General features: G+C 58.0%; 11 protein-coding genes. 1 reads left to right on the top strand and 10 read right to left on the bottom strand.

All coding sequences use genetic code 11. The features are described from left to right. Positions 1 to 290: 290 nt before the first annotated feature. Entirely contained in the window at positions 291 to 680 is a 390-nt protein-coding gene (locus AB0323_RS20505; protein WP_366178976.1) for a MarR family transcriptional regulator, read from the top strand. A gap of 16 nt (positions 681 to 696) precedes the next feature. Here the strand turns inward: AB0323_RS20505 and AB0323_RS20500 are convergent, their stop codons facing one another. The 10 genes from AB0323_RS20500 to AB0323_RS20455 all read right to left on the bottom strand — a co-directional run bounded on the left by AB0323_RS20500 (position 697) and on the right by AB0323_RS20455 (position 12264). Continuing rightward, a complete protein-coding gene (locus AB0323_RS20500) occupies positions 697 to 2109 on the bottom strand; it encodes an amidase (protein WP_366178975.1) in 1413 nt (470 codons plus the stop codon). 13 nt (positions 2110 to 2122) lie between these two features. Further along, positions 2123 to 3058: an arginase family protein gene (locus tag AB0323_RS20495; protein ID WP_366178974.1), complete on the bottom strand. Its 936-nt coding sequence runs from the start codon at positions 3056 to 3058 to the stop codon at positions 2123 to 2125. A 321-nt stretch (positions 3059 to 3379) separates the two neighbouring features. Continuing rightward, complete coding sequence (locus AB0323_RS20490; RefSeq protein ID WP_366178973.1) at positions 3380 to 4945, bottom strand: ABC transporter ATP-binding protein; 1566 nt, start codon at positions 4943 to 4945, stop codon at positions 3380 to 3382. Positions 4946 to 4959: 14 nt separating this feature from the next. Then, positions 4960 to 5841: an ABC transporter permease gene (locus AB0323_RS20485; protein WP_366178972.1), complete on the bottom strand. Its 882-nt coding sequence runs from the start codon at positions 5839 to 5841 to the stop codon at positions 4960 to 4962. A gap of 1 nt (position 5842) precedes the next feature. After that, positions 5843 to 6850, bottom strand: a complete 1008-nt coding sequence (locus AB0323_RS20480; protein WP_366178971.1) for an ABC transporter permease — start codon at positions 6848 to 6850, stop codon at positions 5843 to 5845. Continuing rightward, positions 6847 to 8397 (bottom strand): ABC transporter substrate-binding protein, encoded by a 1551-nt coding sequence (locus tag AB0323_RS20475; protein ID WP_366178970.1) that lies wholly within the window; start codon positions 8395 to 8397, stop codon positions 6847 to 6849. The genes AB0323_RS20480 and AB0323_RS20475 overlap by 4 nt, the downstream gene beginning before the upstream one ends. A gap of 360 nt (positions 8398 to 8757) precedes the next feature. Further along, on the bottom strand, positions 8758 to 9837 hold the full coding sequence (locus tag AB0323_RS20470) for an ABC transporter substrate-binding protein (RefSeq protein WP_366178969.1): 1080 nt from the start codon (positions 9835 to 9837) through the stop codon (positions 8758 to 8760). A 760-nt stretch (positions 9838 to 10597) separates the two neighbouring features. Next, entirely contained in the window at positions 10598 to 10756 is a 159-nt protein-coding gene (locus AB0323_RS20465) for a hypothetical protein (RefSeq protein ID WP_366178968.1), read from the bottom strand. Positions 10757 to 10974: 218 nt separating this feature from the next. Beyond that, complete coding sequence (locus AB0323_RS20460; RefSeq protein WP_366178967.1) at positions 10975 to 11601, bottom strand: EthD family reductase; 627 nt, start codon at positions 11599 to 11601, stop codon at positions 10975 to 10977. A 144-nt stretch (positions 11602 to 11745) separates the two neighbouring features. Beyond that, on the bottom strand, positions 11746 to 12264 hold the full coding sequence (locus tag AB0323_RS20455) for a flavin reductase family protein (protein WP_366178966.1): 519 nt from the start codon (positions 12262 to 12264) through the stop codon (positions 11746 to 11748). Positions 12265 to 12877: the final 613 nt, after the last annotated feature.

Below are 12877 nucleotides of genomic sequence, written 5' to 3'. Positions count from 1 at the left end.
CATGGAACCCTCCAAGGAAAGTGATACCGAACGTGATTCAGCATTCGTTCGTGCTTTACTCGCTCATACCCACCAGCCTAAACTTTGACGTTGACGTTAAGGTCAAGCTGCAGGTCCGAGACATACATCACTGCATCGATAAGGGCTTGGCCCATGGGAGGGGTCGCAGGCCAACTGCCTTGAACGAGGGAAGTTTGCAACGATGGCAGACGGCGCCCACTATTCCGTCCCGACCAGATGCGTGTACCGTAGCCAAGAGGCCTTATTTCTGAAGGGAGGACGCATTGTCCATGCATCGTGACGAACGACTGGTGACATTGGAGCAAGCAATCAATGCGTCGCGCCGTCTGGACAAGCTAATTGCTGCAGTTCTTGCGGAGGATTCCTTTAGGGAAGATTCCTGGCGCATCCTTAGCCTACTGTCCCGATCCCACGGTCTGCTGATGGGCGAAGTGGCATCCGAGCTTTCACTCCCCAACGCCACCACCACGCGGCTAATTGACGATCTCGTGGACACAGCCCTTGTCTTTCGTCGGCCCTCACCAGTAGACGGCCGAAAAGCCATGGTGTACCTCTCCAGAGAGGGCGAAGCCCGGCTCGCACGGATAGATGCCATGCTCGCCGGGCGGGTAGAGGTGCTATTTGACGCTTTGGAGAATATTCGTTTCGCCCGCGTCTGACAGACATCTTTTCAGGTTAGGAAGTAGCCGCCTCCGCGAGGATAGGGCGACGGCGATGGAAGTCCGTTGCTCGTTGAAAAGCTACCCCCAGGCGCAGCAACTCCAGCTCATCGAAGTCGCCACCCACAAGCTGGACACCCACCGGGGATCCTTCGGCTGTGAAGCCTGCAGGAAGCGTAAGGGTGGGGCTTCCGGACATATCAAACGGCGCGGTAGGGAGAGTCATCGCGGTGAAAATTGCCGGGTCTTCGGTAGCGCGACGAATCGTGGAGATACTGGGTGCGGCTACTCCTATTGCAGGCAACAAGAGGCCATCTACCTTACTAAGAACCCGACGCAGGAGCCCGGTGAACCGAAGGCGCTCCTCAACGCACGTCTGGTACTCAATGACATCAACGGCCCGTCCCTGCTCTAAAAGGCCACGCAGTTCCGGGCCATACTCGCTGGCCCGGGCCGGAAACGTCTCGCGATGACTTGTTGCTGTCTCGACGGCCAACAACGGTCCATAGGCCTCGGCAGCCGCGACCAGATCTGGAATCTCAACTTCGATTATCTCCCAGCCGAGTCTCACGAAGCAGGCGACGGTCTCATCAATGATCTTTCGAGTGATCGCATCAAAAAGGGCGTACGTTACGTAGTCGATGCCAATACGGGGCGGGGCCGTGAGGTCGAGCATCTGGCTGTATGCCGGCACCGCGGCCAAGGCGGTTGTAGGATCGGCCGGATCCGGACCAGCCATCGCTTCCAGAAGGTACGCACAGTCTTTGGCACTTCGCGCCATTGGGCCGATATGGTCCAGGCTGGCCCCCATCGAATAGGCCCCGAACTTGCTCACGCGACCGTAGGTCGGCTTGAGCCCAGTAATGCCTGTTTGACTGGCCGGGAACCTAATGGATCCGCCAGTATCCGAGCCGGTCGCTCCGAAACATAGCCCGGCTGCCAGGGCCACACCTGATCCACTCGATGAGCAGCCCGCCCAGGTCTGCTCATTCCATGGGTTCCGGGGAGCCGGTATAGAGGGATGATGTTGTGTGAAGGCGCCCTCCGTCATCGTCAGCTTGCCTAACAGCACCGCACCGGCCTCCCGCAGCCCGCGTACTACTGTTGCGTCCTTGGCGGGAACAAAGTCAGCATGAATCGACATTCCCCCAGCCGCCACGACCCCGGCCGTATGCATAAGGTCTTTCACGGCAATCGGCACCCCATGCAGCCGCCCGGTAGGCCCACCGGCTGCTAAGGCTGCATCCGCGCGAGCAGCAGCCTCGAGCGCTTCCTCCGGGGTAACTCGGGCAAATGCATGCAGATCCGCGAAATGCTCTATACGGTCAAGCATTGCCGTTGTTACTTCCACCGAGGTAAGGGCACCCTTGCGGATCTCTCCTGCTAACTCGTGAAGTTCTAAGAACGCAATGTCTGAGTGATTTATCATTAACGACCATTCCTCATGCAGCGGCGGCAATCACTTTTGTGAACAGGTCGGTCAATAATGCGGGTGAGTTGGAGTCCAGCGTTGGGTCATAGGACGCAATTGTCAGACCTGCTATCTCGACCCGGTCACGAATAATGGTGATGGCCTCCAAGAGCTGCTCTGGGCTGAGACCGCCGACAGCGCCGTGGAGGCTGACGGTGACGACATCATCATCGAGCACGTCTACGTCGATGTGAACAAACACCCGCGATACTTTGCCCGCCAGCTCGTCAACGGCTTCCGTTACGGCTGCTGTAAATCCGGCTTTGGCAATTTCTGGCGGGCTGACGACTCTGCCCACGGCTTCCCCGCCTGGTGCGACTGCACGGGCCTTTTTCGAGTACCGCTCGTGATCGCCTACAGTAATGACCCGATCGGCGGGGATTACGTGGAACCCGGGGATTCGTTCGCGGTAGCGCTTGAAGATTTCGCCGGTGATGGTTTTTACGGGATACCCGTCCAGCAGTCCATTGGAGGTCGTCTCTGGTGTTGCCGCATCAGAATGGGCGTCAAACCAGATCATTCCCAGATCTGCGTCATCAAGTCCACCGATCATCCCGAGCGAATACATGCAATTACCAACGCTTGCTACAGGAAAACGTCCGTCACTCACGCTCGCGTGGACTGCTTTCGCCAACCTCATGTTCTGAACCAGGGTACGTACTGCCTGATCTCCCGGAGGAAATAGCCTTACGTCTCCGCCATGGTCACGTTCGTCTGCTTCATCGGCGTCGTCGATCCAGACCTTCCGTACGTCATCGAAGTACTCGGCAAGGCTGGCAGGGATGGCATCATCCGCGAAGAGGACGTGGGGTCCCCGCGCGTTCTGATAGACGTTCGGCTGCGGCGGAGCGCCGAAAAAGTACGGCAAGCCGATCAGGTCAACTCTTGAATTGCGTGTCGGGCTCATATTCTTCCTTTCGTGTGGCCGCGAGGCCACATCATTTCCTTGACTTAAACTTTGTTGGACCTAAGGCTGAGTGGGGCTGCTGTTGCAAACTTTTAGCTGCCAGGAATCGTTGCTTGATTACCGCTCTCCAGGCCTGGCGGACCTTGAGGTCGATAGATATCGCCAGAGGTTGGCCCCCCCTACGAGGGCACGACCGGACCACAAATACTCACTCCGAAATTGGCATCCCGAGATTGCGACCCCTCTGCAGGCATTACACGAACATCGCCCAGCCGAAGGATTTGGCGATGCTAGCGAAACTGGGCAGCTTCACTAAGCTCTTTAGCTATCCGAACGGCGGCCGGCCAATCGGACTTCATCCAGATCAAGCGTGTTCTCAAGTAGTTGCCGGGTATAGCGCGCCTGGGGTTGAGTCAGGAGCAATGGCGTCGGTCCCGACTCGACCACCGTCCCGATTTCAACGACTATGACGCGATCAGCTATGGCGCTCACGACAGCCAGATTGTGCGTAATGAAGACGGTGGCGAGTCCCTCCTGGTGTAAGCGAGACAGTAATTTTAGGATCGCTGCCTGGACCGATACATCAAGGGCGGACGTGATCTCGTCACATATAAGAACCTCGGGCTGGGTCGCGAGGGCACGGGCGATTGCAACGCGTTGCCGCTGGCCGCCTGAAAGTTCTGCAGGGTATCGGTCTACGAAATCACGCGGCAATTCGACGCGCTCAAGTACGTCAGCTGCGATTTGCCTTGCCTTTTCCCCTCTGGCAATACCGAATTGCCGAACAGCGACAGCAATCGAGTCCCCGATGGTACGCCGGGGTTGGAGAGAAGCGTATGGATTCTGGAAAATGTACTGCACCCTGCGCTGGTCGCTCCTCGACCGTCTGCGCGCGTACGTCGAAAGCGGCCGTCCTCCCAGAGTTATTGACCCGGACGTTTGTGCATGCAGTCCGATCAGAGAGCGGGACATCGTTGATTTGCCGGAACCCGACTCCCCGACGACTGCTACGCATTCGCCTGGGCGCAGTTCGAAATCAATTCCGTGCAGAACTTCATGCTGACCATAGCTGGCGCGCAAATCACTGACCGTGAACACGGGGGCTTCACTCGCGGGCTCACTTTGAACTCTTTCCAGATGGCTGCGTAATGTCGGAGAGGCGGCGATAAGCGTTTTCGTGTACTCGTGCGCCGGTGAGGTGAGAACCTGCTGCGCAGGCCCGCTTTCCACAATCAGACCGTCCTTCATGACGGCGACGTCATCAGCTACGTGCGCGACCACCGCCAGATCGTGGCTGATGTAAATCGCAGATATGCCGTGTGCTTTTGTCAGGCTTGTAACCAGGTCCAGGACGCGGCGTTGCGTTGTAACATCCAGTCCTGTCGTTGGCTCATCCAAGACGACGGCCTTCGGGCGTGGTGCAACAGCCATGGCAATGCCGATGCGCTGCTGCTGGCCTCCGGAGAGCTCGCGGGGTTTCCGGCCGAGAAATTCGTCGTCGTCGGGCAGACCGACGTCACGGAGGATGGACCGTATCGCTTGCAGGGGTTCGGGTCCGGGCATCCCCTCTTTTAGTTGGGTCCGGAGACTGAGCTTTGGGTTCAGCGCCGTGCCTGGGTCCTGCGGAACGTATGCCACTCTTGCACCTCGTGCTTGGCGCAGGTCCTCAGGTGGGAGTGTGAGCATGTCAAGTTCATCTACCATCACGGAACCCTTTGTGATGGCCGTGCCGGGTCGTGAATATCCGAGTAGCGCGAGTCCCAGGGTGCTCTTTCCTGACCCGGACTCTCCGACTATTCCGAGCACACGCCCCGGCTCGAGCTCAAGATCAATTCCGTGAAGAATCGGCTGTCTTGTCGCGGTTGCGACTACGTGTAGGTTTCGCATCGAAATTGTCGACATTAGGCGGACCTCTCCTCTGTTCGCCCCACCACGCGAGCGACGCCTTCGGCAAAAAGGTTGCCTCCGATCGTGAAAACCGCTATCGCCAGGATTGGAGGGATAACGGACATTGCCTGCACACTAAGGCCGCTTCGGTTCTGGTTAATCATGAGGCCCCAATCAGACGCCGGCGGCTGGACTCCGTATCCAAGGAAGCTCAGCGCGGCAAATGTTCCGACGGACCACATCAAGCGCAGGCCTACTTCCACCATGAGCGGGGAGACCACGTTGGGAAGAATTTCGCCCATCACGATCTTCCTCGTCGGAAGGCCAACGCTTCGCGCCCAAAGCACGTACTCACTCCTAACAATTCCAAGTGCACTTCCTCGAATGACCCGTGCGGCGCTCGGCACGTGCGCTATGGCCACGACCGATACGAGTAACACCTCGCTGGTTCCGAACATCGATATGAACAGCAGGGCGAAGATTACGGTAGGGAAGGAAAGGAATACGTCCATGATCCGCATGGTGATCATGTCTCCCCATGAACCTGTGTAGGCTGCGAACAGTCCAACTGCAGCCCCTAGGGCGGTTCCGATCAGAGCAGCACAGATCGACATGACAATGAGGTTCCTGCCCCCAAAAAGAAATCGCGAGAGGACGTCGTGCCCCAGGTAGTCCGTACCGAGAGGGGTCTCTCCTCCTGGAGGAGCAAAGGGCGCCCTGATTATTGCGGTGGGGTCATGTGGGGCGAACCAGGGGCCGACCACTGCCACGGCAATCACGATACCCATCATGATCATGCCTATACGTGTACGGGGCGAGCGGAGGACGCGCACGGCCAAATTACGGGAGTGCCGTCGGGACGGTACATCTACGGTGAATTTATCCAACTTGTCCATATCAGGCCTCGCTCCCTGAACGCTCACCTGCGAGGATGTCTGCGACAAAATTACACACAAAGAAAGCTGTCGCAATGAGCAGGATTACTCCCTGCATCAGGGGTAGGTCGTGAGTCTGGATGGCATTGGAGAGCAGCATCCCGATGCCGTTGTAGTTGAAGACGTTTTCAATGACGACTAGTCCGCCTAAAATCACAGCCACGGAGATGGACGAGGCCTGTATGAGAGCCCCGGTCGCATTTGGTAGCGCGTGCAGGAACAGGATGCGCAATTTTCCGAGTCCTCTGAGTTCAGCCATCTGTATGAATTCGCTGCCCAGGACGTCGATGAAACTGGACCTCACGAGGCGGTACAGATACGTCGTGCACATGATCACGATGGTCATAACCGGGAGTACCATCCTGTCAAGGTGTGCCAGCGGCCCTTCCCCGAGGGGGATAAGCGCGACCGGCGGAAACAGATGGAACACCGTTGTACCGAACAAGACCACAAGCAGGAGTCCCAGCACGAAATCAGGGATGGCATTGGCAATCATCGAAAACTGTAAGAGAAATCGATCGGCTATTCCGTCACGCTGGACAGCGGTAAACACCCCAAGAACGATGGAGAGTGGAACGGAAATGATCATGCTGGCGCCCACCAGGAATAGTGAGTTCAGGAGCCGGGGAGTGATTTCCTGCAAGACCGGCGCGCCACTCGCCAGCGACACCCCGAGATCTCCGCGCAGCAGACCGCCTGCCCACCCCAGGTACTGATCGACAACCGGGTCGTCAAGGTGCAGGTTACTGCGCAGTTGCAGAAGCTGGTCAGTTGTCGCGTCTGGACCAAGAATGAGCCGGGCCACATCTCCCGGCAAGGCCTGGGTTGCTGTAAAAACAAGAACTGAGACGATTGCCAGGGTCGTGATTCCCATAAGGGCCCGAAGCAGGAGCCATCGCCCGAAGCTTCGGGCCCGGTTATCTCGCCGGCCAAAATCTTGGGAAGTCAGGCGTTCGAGGGGGAGAGTCACTGACTGATCCAAACGTCTTTCAGGCGGTTGACTGCCTTACCGGTCTTATCAGGCTTGAGCCCGTGAACCCGGTCAGAGTATGCGTTGACGACATTCGCGAACCCCCAAACGATGTTCGATCCCTCGTTGTACTCAACTTCGCGCATTTGCTTCTGGAGCTCGCAGCGTTTGCCCGCATCTGATGTTGCAAGCGCTTGGGCGGCCAGGCTCTGAAATTGAGCGTTGTCCCAATGCGTCTCCCAGCCCGAGCCTCCAGGCAGGAGGGTCCTTGTGGCCAGCTGGAGGTAGTTGTCAGACCAATAGTCGATCGTGAGGGGAAATGTGCCGAAGCCCTCGGTCCATGTGGATATGTCCAACGTTTTTACGTTCACCGTGATATCCGCTTTTTTGGCTTGTTCGGCGAAAATCTGAGCGGCCTCGAGCATCCCTGACGTTGCGTTGGCCGTGCTTAGAGTCACCGACAAGTTAGATTGCCCGGCGTCGGCCAGGAGTTTCTTTGCTTCAGCGATGTCCTGTGTGCGCTGGGGAACATCAGGAAGCCCGCAGGCTGAGTAACGGCCCACCCAGTCATTTCCAATCACCCCGTGACCTCCCAATGCATTTTGGACGAGCTGATTGCGGTCTGCGATAAGCATGAAGGCCTTGCGCACGCGGGGGTCATTGAATGGGGCGACGCTGCTGTTCATTACAATCGGAAGGTATTGGACGGTCTCACTGTCAAGAATCTTGATCCCGGGTGTACTCTTCAGCGATTCGATCTGCGCCAACGGAACGGTGTAGGCAATGTCTACTTGACCACCACGCAAGGCGTTTACGGCGGCGTCGTTGTCGGGGAAGTCTGTGACCTTCAAGGTGTCAATTTGCGCAGTACCGTCCCAGTAGTTGTCGTTCCGAGCGAAGGTTGATGACGCACCGGCGCTGAAGGACTGATACTTGAACGGGCCAGTTCCTACCGGTTGTTTGGGATTGAAGTCGGTGGGGACCATGCGGAGGTACTTGTTCGACCAAATCTCGGTGAACGGGCCGTAGGGACGCTTCAGGCCTACGCGGACTGTATGGTCGTCAACAGCCGTAAGCTTAGCTGGGTCGATAAAGGATAGAAGGGACTTGCCGTTCGCGGTGGAGGTAGGACTGATGATGCGGTTGATCGTGTAAATAACGTCGTCCGCACCGAAATCTGATCCGTCGTGGAATTTGACGCCCTTACGAAGGTGGATTGTCCATTCCGTTGCATCTGCATTCGGTTCCATGGATTCGGCGAGCGAGTAAACCAGCTTTTGATCCTGGTCGAGCTTAGTAAGGTTATCGAAGAGCTGCTCGCTGCGCATCGTATCGATGGCGTTGCCTTTGTTGATGTTTGGGTCCAAGCTGTCCGTTGAGCCGCCTGGCATCGAAACGCTAAGCGTGCCACCCTTTCTGGGCGTGGCGTTGATATCCGTCGATGAGGTCGAAGATCCGCTGCATGCCGCAAGAGCGGTGACGAGGCCAACGGATATCACTGTTGCGGCAAACCGTTGCCGCAAGCCTGCAGTCCTACTCAATACCATTGAAGGTCCTTAGCCTTGGGCTCGAAGTACCCGAACCAGTTCCGGTACCTCGAGTGTTTCTGGATGGAAGCTATTTCCCTTTGGGGTTTCCCTTAGGTGTTCGGCGGCTTCCCTCTGGGCGTGCAGGCAACCGGTGGGCGGCCTGCACGATGCTGTGCGTGTCTGGATACACTCAAGCAGATTTATTTCCAAATGAAAATAGCTGACTGATGTTTCCCGGATATTTCATGGAAGGACTCGGAGTGTTAACTTGCGGCTCGGATTCGAGTAGTCGCTTGCAACCGCACCCCGAGAGGACGCCGGCCCGACTGGGGACCCGAACTCAAATTGCGGCAGCGGGCGGAGACATGCGCCCACCGCTCACGGCATCACGATCTCAAACTTCAGCCCGTTGGCAACTGCAAGTTGCCCAGCACCAGCGGGTAGTCCTGCGATTGATTCATGCATATAAGGCTGGCCGTTAGGTGTGCCCAACGATGCCGGAACGAGAAGGCCCTCGGCATCGAGTCGCGAAAGGATGTGTACAGCGTGGTACGAACGCTCCCCCCAGCTTGTAAGCGTCGGGGCATCCGCAGTGAAGGCTTTCCGGTAACGCTCGGCGAGTTCCTCGCGAGCTCCCTCTCTATGCGCATCAAAATGATGCATTGACGCGAACAAGTTACCGCTGCTATCGCCCCCGATGGCGTAGAGGGCGTTCTCTTCTATAGTGCCAGGCGCGAACCTGACAATTTTGTTATCGAGCCGTCGGGAACGAAGCGCTCTGAGTACTGTAACTACGTCTCGGGGTTCCATGTTCAGCAGCACACCGCGGGCCCCAGACGTGCAGACGCCTTGAACCAAGGTAGCTACATGTGCCGGTACCGTTCCCTGAGGCACTGTGATGTCAAAAACGACCGAACCACCCGAAGCCTGAATAGCTGCGCACTGCACTGTCCGGGCCACACGCGGATAGACGTAGTCCGTGTTAATGACAGCCCATGTATCAATATTTCGCTCGCGCATCAGCCAAGCTATGCCTGCTGTTGATTGCAGGGGGGTCTCACCGGCGCAGTAGAAACCGGGGAGCCGGTTTACTGCTTCGTGCCCAGCTGTCACTATATAGGGCACTTTGGAGCCGAGGGAGCGCTCAATTGCTTCCAAGGTGTAACTGGTATGAAGACCCACGAAGGCTGAGACGGCATTCTCCGCGATGAGGTCGCCGAGCATCGACGCAACCGATTCTGGCTGACCTCCCGAATCAACCAAGACCAATTCCACGGGCCGCTCGGATGATCGACTATTGATCTCACTCGCCGCAAGACGACTCGCCTCAATCACAGTCGGCCCGATCATCCCCATCCCACCCGAAAGTGGTGCCACAAGACCCAGACGCAATGCGCGGGAATCAGGACCTCGAAGGAGTACATCCAACGGGTCTAGCATGTTGGGTGCAGCGACCATCCTCCTACTTTAGACAGTTTGTACGCTTCTGTCTCCGGGGATTGAACAATAGGACGGCGCCAAGGAGTTCGTATCTACCAACGCGCCGTATACCGCGGGAGTGATGTGGTATGGATCCCTGGTAGTCGTCGCCAGCCCCCCCTTCGAGCCGTGCGATCAGGCTTGTAAGGGCGCTGGGGGAGAGTGGTACGGCCCATGCAATTGCTGCATCCGCAAGCATTGGTTGGTGCCGTGGCGGCGTGTCGATCACGGACAGGCCGAAGGTTTGTTGCAGGGCTTGTTCCATTGCTACTCCACGATTGCGCGCAGGCTCGATGGGTTCCGCCAAACTTTCCGGAATCACGATTTTCCAGCACATTCCGCAAAATAATCGGATTGAATGGGAAGTCGGAAGCGGTGACGACAAAAGTCATTTGACCCGGGCCATGGGGCCGTGATCAGGGGACCTCGCCAATCGAGCGGTGCGGTCGGACCTTTGGAAAAGTGCACGCCGTGATACGAACGTCCACCCCAGTTTGTGAGCGCCGGTGTATCCGCCTGACGGCATTTTGGTAGCGATCAAAGCTACCATTACCCACCCCTGGTAGTTCATTTTAGAATGCATTGGGGTGGGAATCTGCAGTCTTCGTCGCCGTGCTCAGCCGCAGCATGGCCTCGTCCAGCTCGTTCACCTGCTCGCGCTCGAGCCCGAGCTTGCATCATGGTTTCTGGCTGCATGGAAAGTGCTTGGCTCCGAAGCGCAGAACCTGCAGCCGTGAGCTCAGCAGCGAGGGATCATTCGTTTCCCGCTGCCTGCGGCGTGTAATAGGCCCGACGACTCAAGCCGGCGAAACAGCGGGGAGATCGTGGTCGGTTCAAGGTCCAGTTCGTCGCTGATCTCCCGCAGAGAGCGGGGGGTATTTTCCCAAAGCGCCAGCATCACCAGATACTGCGGATGCGCGTGAGCCCAAGACGCTCCGATACCGGCTTGTAGTCGCTAATCACCCTCCTGGAGGCGTCGCTCAAGGCGAAGCACAGTTGCCTCTCCGCTAGGAGATCCCGGTCTCGGCTTCCGCGACTGCGCCGGCACCCATGTGCGAGGAATTCGTGCCCTCCCAACGTTCCTTCCATGCTTTGCCAACGGCGACAATGACAAATTCATACGTTTGGGCCCTTTCTTGGCCCCAGCGAGTCCAGCCGATGAATGGCGGGGGGTTGAGAGCCGTCCCACGGCCAGAGGGGCGGGGTGACAATCGGAGCCGGTGACACGACCAGGGATTCGCCGCCCAGTGCGTCCTTGACAGCGAAGGCATCGGGCTCGCTGGCTGTCCACACGCTCAGCACCGAGTCCGCACCGGTATGGGGCTCCGCCGCGTCGAGCTTCAGCAGGGTCGCTGCGACGGCCCATTCGGGGACCTGCGAGGGGTCGGCGCCGAATGCGAGGATCCGGCTGCCGGTCTGCCGGCCGGGTACCAGGACGGTCTCTTCGACCAGCGCGGAAAAGGCCTTCTCTCCAGACATGAAGGAGTGCTCGTGCTCCCGGATTACCTTGCTCTGATGACTGTCGAAGGCCTCTTGCTCGAGCGTGGCCGAGTCGTACCAAAGCTCGGCGACGCCGTCGTACAGACCGCGTCCCCACTGCGCGGCGACGGGCCGGTTCTGCACGTAGCCGCGCAGGTTAACGGTCGGCGTAAGTAGCCTCGAATGGACCATCTGCCATCCGAGGTGGAAGTCCTGGTAGGTGATATCGGTGTTCTTGGCGACGAAGACGATACGGTGATGCATGAGTTGCCTTTCCTTCATGAGCTGGAGTGGGTTGACCTGAATGGCTTGGGATCAAGAGCCTGGCAGCGATGCGGACGGTTCCCTGCTGGTTCAGCGCCGCGTGGCGGTGTAAGTGGGGACGTGACCTGTCAGCGGGCCACGCCGTTACTCGCTCTCGCCAGCCCGCTTCAGGCGGCGATTAGTGTCCGGCGGGTGGGTGTGGAGAGTCTGGTGAAATGTGATTGGTGGAAGACCAGGGGATCGCGAGGTGAGTCGGAGTTCTTGCGTCCAGGACCTTGCCCACAACGATGTCGTGGTCTCCCCCCCCCCCCCCGGGTACACGGCCTCGATCTCGCAATCGAACCAGGCCACCGCTTCGGCGAGTTGAGGGTTCCCTGTTACCGGTGCGGGTTTGAGCAGCATGCCATGGAACTTGTCGCAGTTTCTCTGCGCGAATTGGAGGGCGATGGCGGATTGATTGGCCGCAAGGATACTGAGAGAGAAGCTTCCGGCATCTCTGATGGCTTGCCAGCTGCCGGAAGTTTTTGCTACCGAGAGTTGGATCAGTGGTGGGTCCAGCGATAGCGAGACGAAAGACTGCAGGGTAAGTCCCGCAGGTCCTGTTGGGGTGTTGGCTGCAGCGACGACCACGCCTGTGGGGAAGCTGCCAGCCGCTCGTTTCATGGAATCAGTGTCTGCTTTGGTAAGAGCTTTAGCACCAAGGGCCTATGTGCGCCCTGAATCCCAGGTTTCTCGCCCGGATTCTCGGGGTTTTTGCAGGCAACGATGGGTGATGAATTGTCATTGGTTGCCGCTGATTAAGGTGAGTTAAAGGTGAGTCGGTTGCAATGGGGTCCCCCCAGTAACGCGCGACCGCTCCGCGTCCGAAACCCCGCACAGCCGCTACTTCCTCCTGTCCGCCAGAAGGATTTCAGCAGTCCGCAGCTGGTTCTTCATGGTTGACGATCTCCGATGCCGCATGCCTGCGGCTGAGCCTTTAGAACTTTTTGTCCAGTGAGTTGTTTTTCAGCTCACTCCCCTACACCGCCTCGGCGCGTTGACACAAATACGGTCGTGCCGGTTCGAGCGCAGCCTCGGAGAAGGTCATCTCTCTCGGACGGAGAGGACATCCTTGTCTCGCTTCAGATGTGTGCGTGCGCGGGACTCCCACCAGTGCTCGGGGTCTTCGGTAAATTTGAAGCCTGCCGGCAGTTCCATGACGATCCCCATTGTTATAGTGCATCCTGTTGACGTCGGTTCAAACGTGTAGGTGGATCGGCTGTTTGTCTTGTCCGGC

The sequence above is a fragment of the Arthrobacter sp. NPDC080031 genome (assembly GCF_040702485.1).
Lineage (GTDB): Bacteria > Actinomycetota > Actinomycetes > Actinomycetales > Micrococcaceae > Arthrobacter.
The sequence above is the reverse complement of the archived record's forward strand: the minus strand, read 5'-3'. Positions and strand labels throughout refer to the sequence as shown.

Coding starts and splice junctions, on each gene's coding strand:
- AB0323_RS20505 (WP_366178976.1), top strand. CDS start 291: ATGCATCGTGACGAACGACTGGTGACATTGGAGCAAGCAATCAATGCG.
- AB0323_RS20500 (WP_366178975.1), bottom strand. CDS start 2,109: ATGATAAATCACTCAGACATTGCGTTCTTAGAACTTCACGAGTTAGCA.
- AB0323_RS20495 (WP_366178974.1), bottom strand. CDS start 3,058: ATGAGCCCGACACGCAATTCAAGAGTTGACCTGATCGGCTTGCCGTAC.
- AB0323_RS20490 (WP_366178973.1), bottom strand. CDS start 4,945: ATGCGAAACCTACACGTAGTCGCAACCGCGACAAGACAGCCGATTCTT.
- AB0323_RS20485 (WP_366178972.1), bottom strand. CDS start 5,841: ATGGACAAGTTGGATAAATTCACCGTAGATGTACCGTCCCGACGGCAC.
- AB0323_RS20475 (WP_366178970.1), bottom strand. CDS start 8,397: ATGGTATTGAGTAGGACTGCAGGCTTGCGGCAACGGTTTGCCGCAACA.
- AB0323_RS20470 (WP_366178969.1), bottom strand. CDS start 9,837: ATGGTCGCTGCACCCAACATGCTAGACCCGTTGGATGTACTCCTTCGA.
- AB0323_RS20465 (WP_366178968.1), bottom strand. CDS start 10,756: ATGCTGGCGCTTTGGGAAAATACCCCCCGCTCTCTGCGGGAGATCAGC.
- AB0323_RS20460 (WP_366178967.1), bottom strand. CDS start 11,601: ATGCATCACCGTATCGTCTTCGTCGCCAAGAACACCGATATCACCTAC.
- AB0323_RS20455 (WP_366178966.1), bottom strand. CDS start 12,264: ATGAAACGAGCGGCTGGCAGCTTCCCCACAGGCGTGGTCGTCGCTGCA.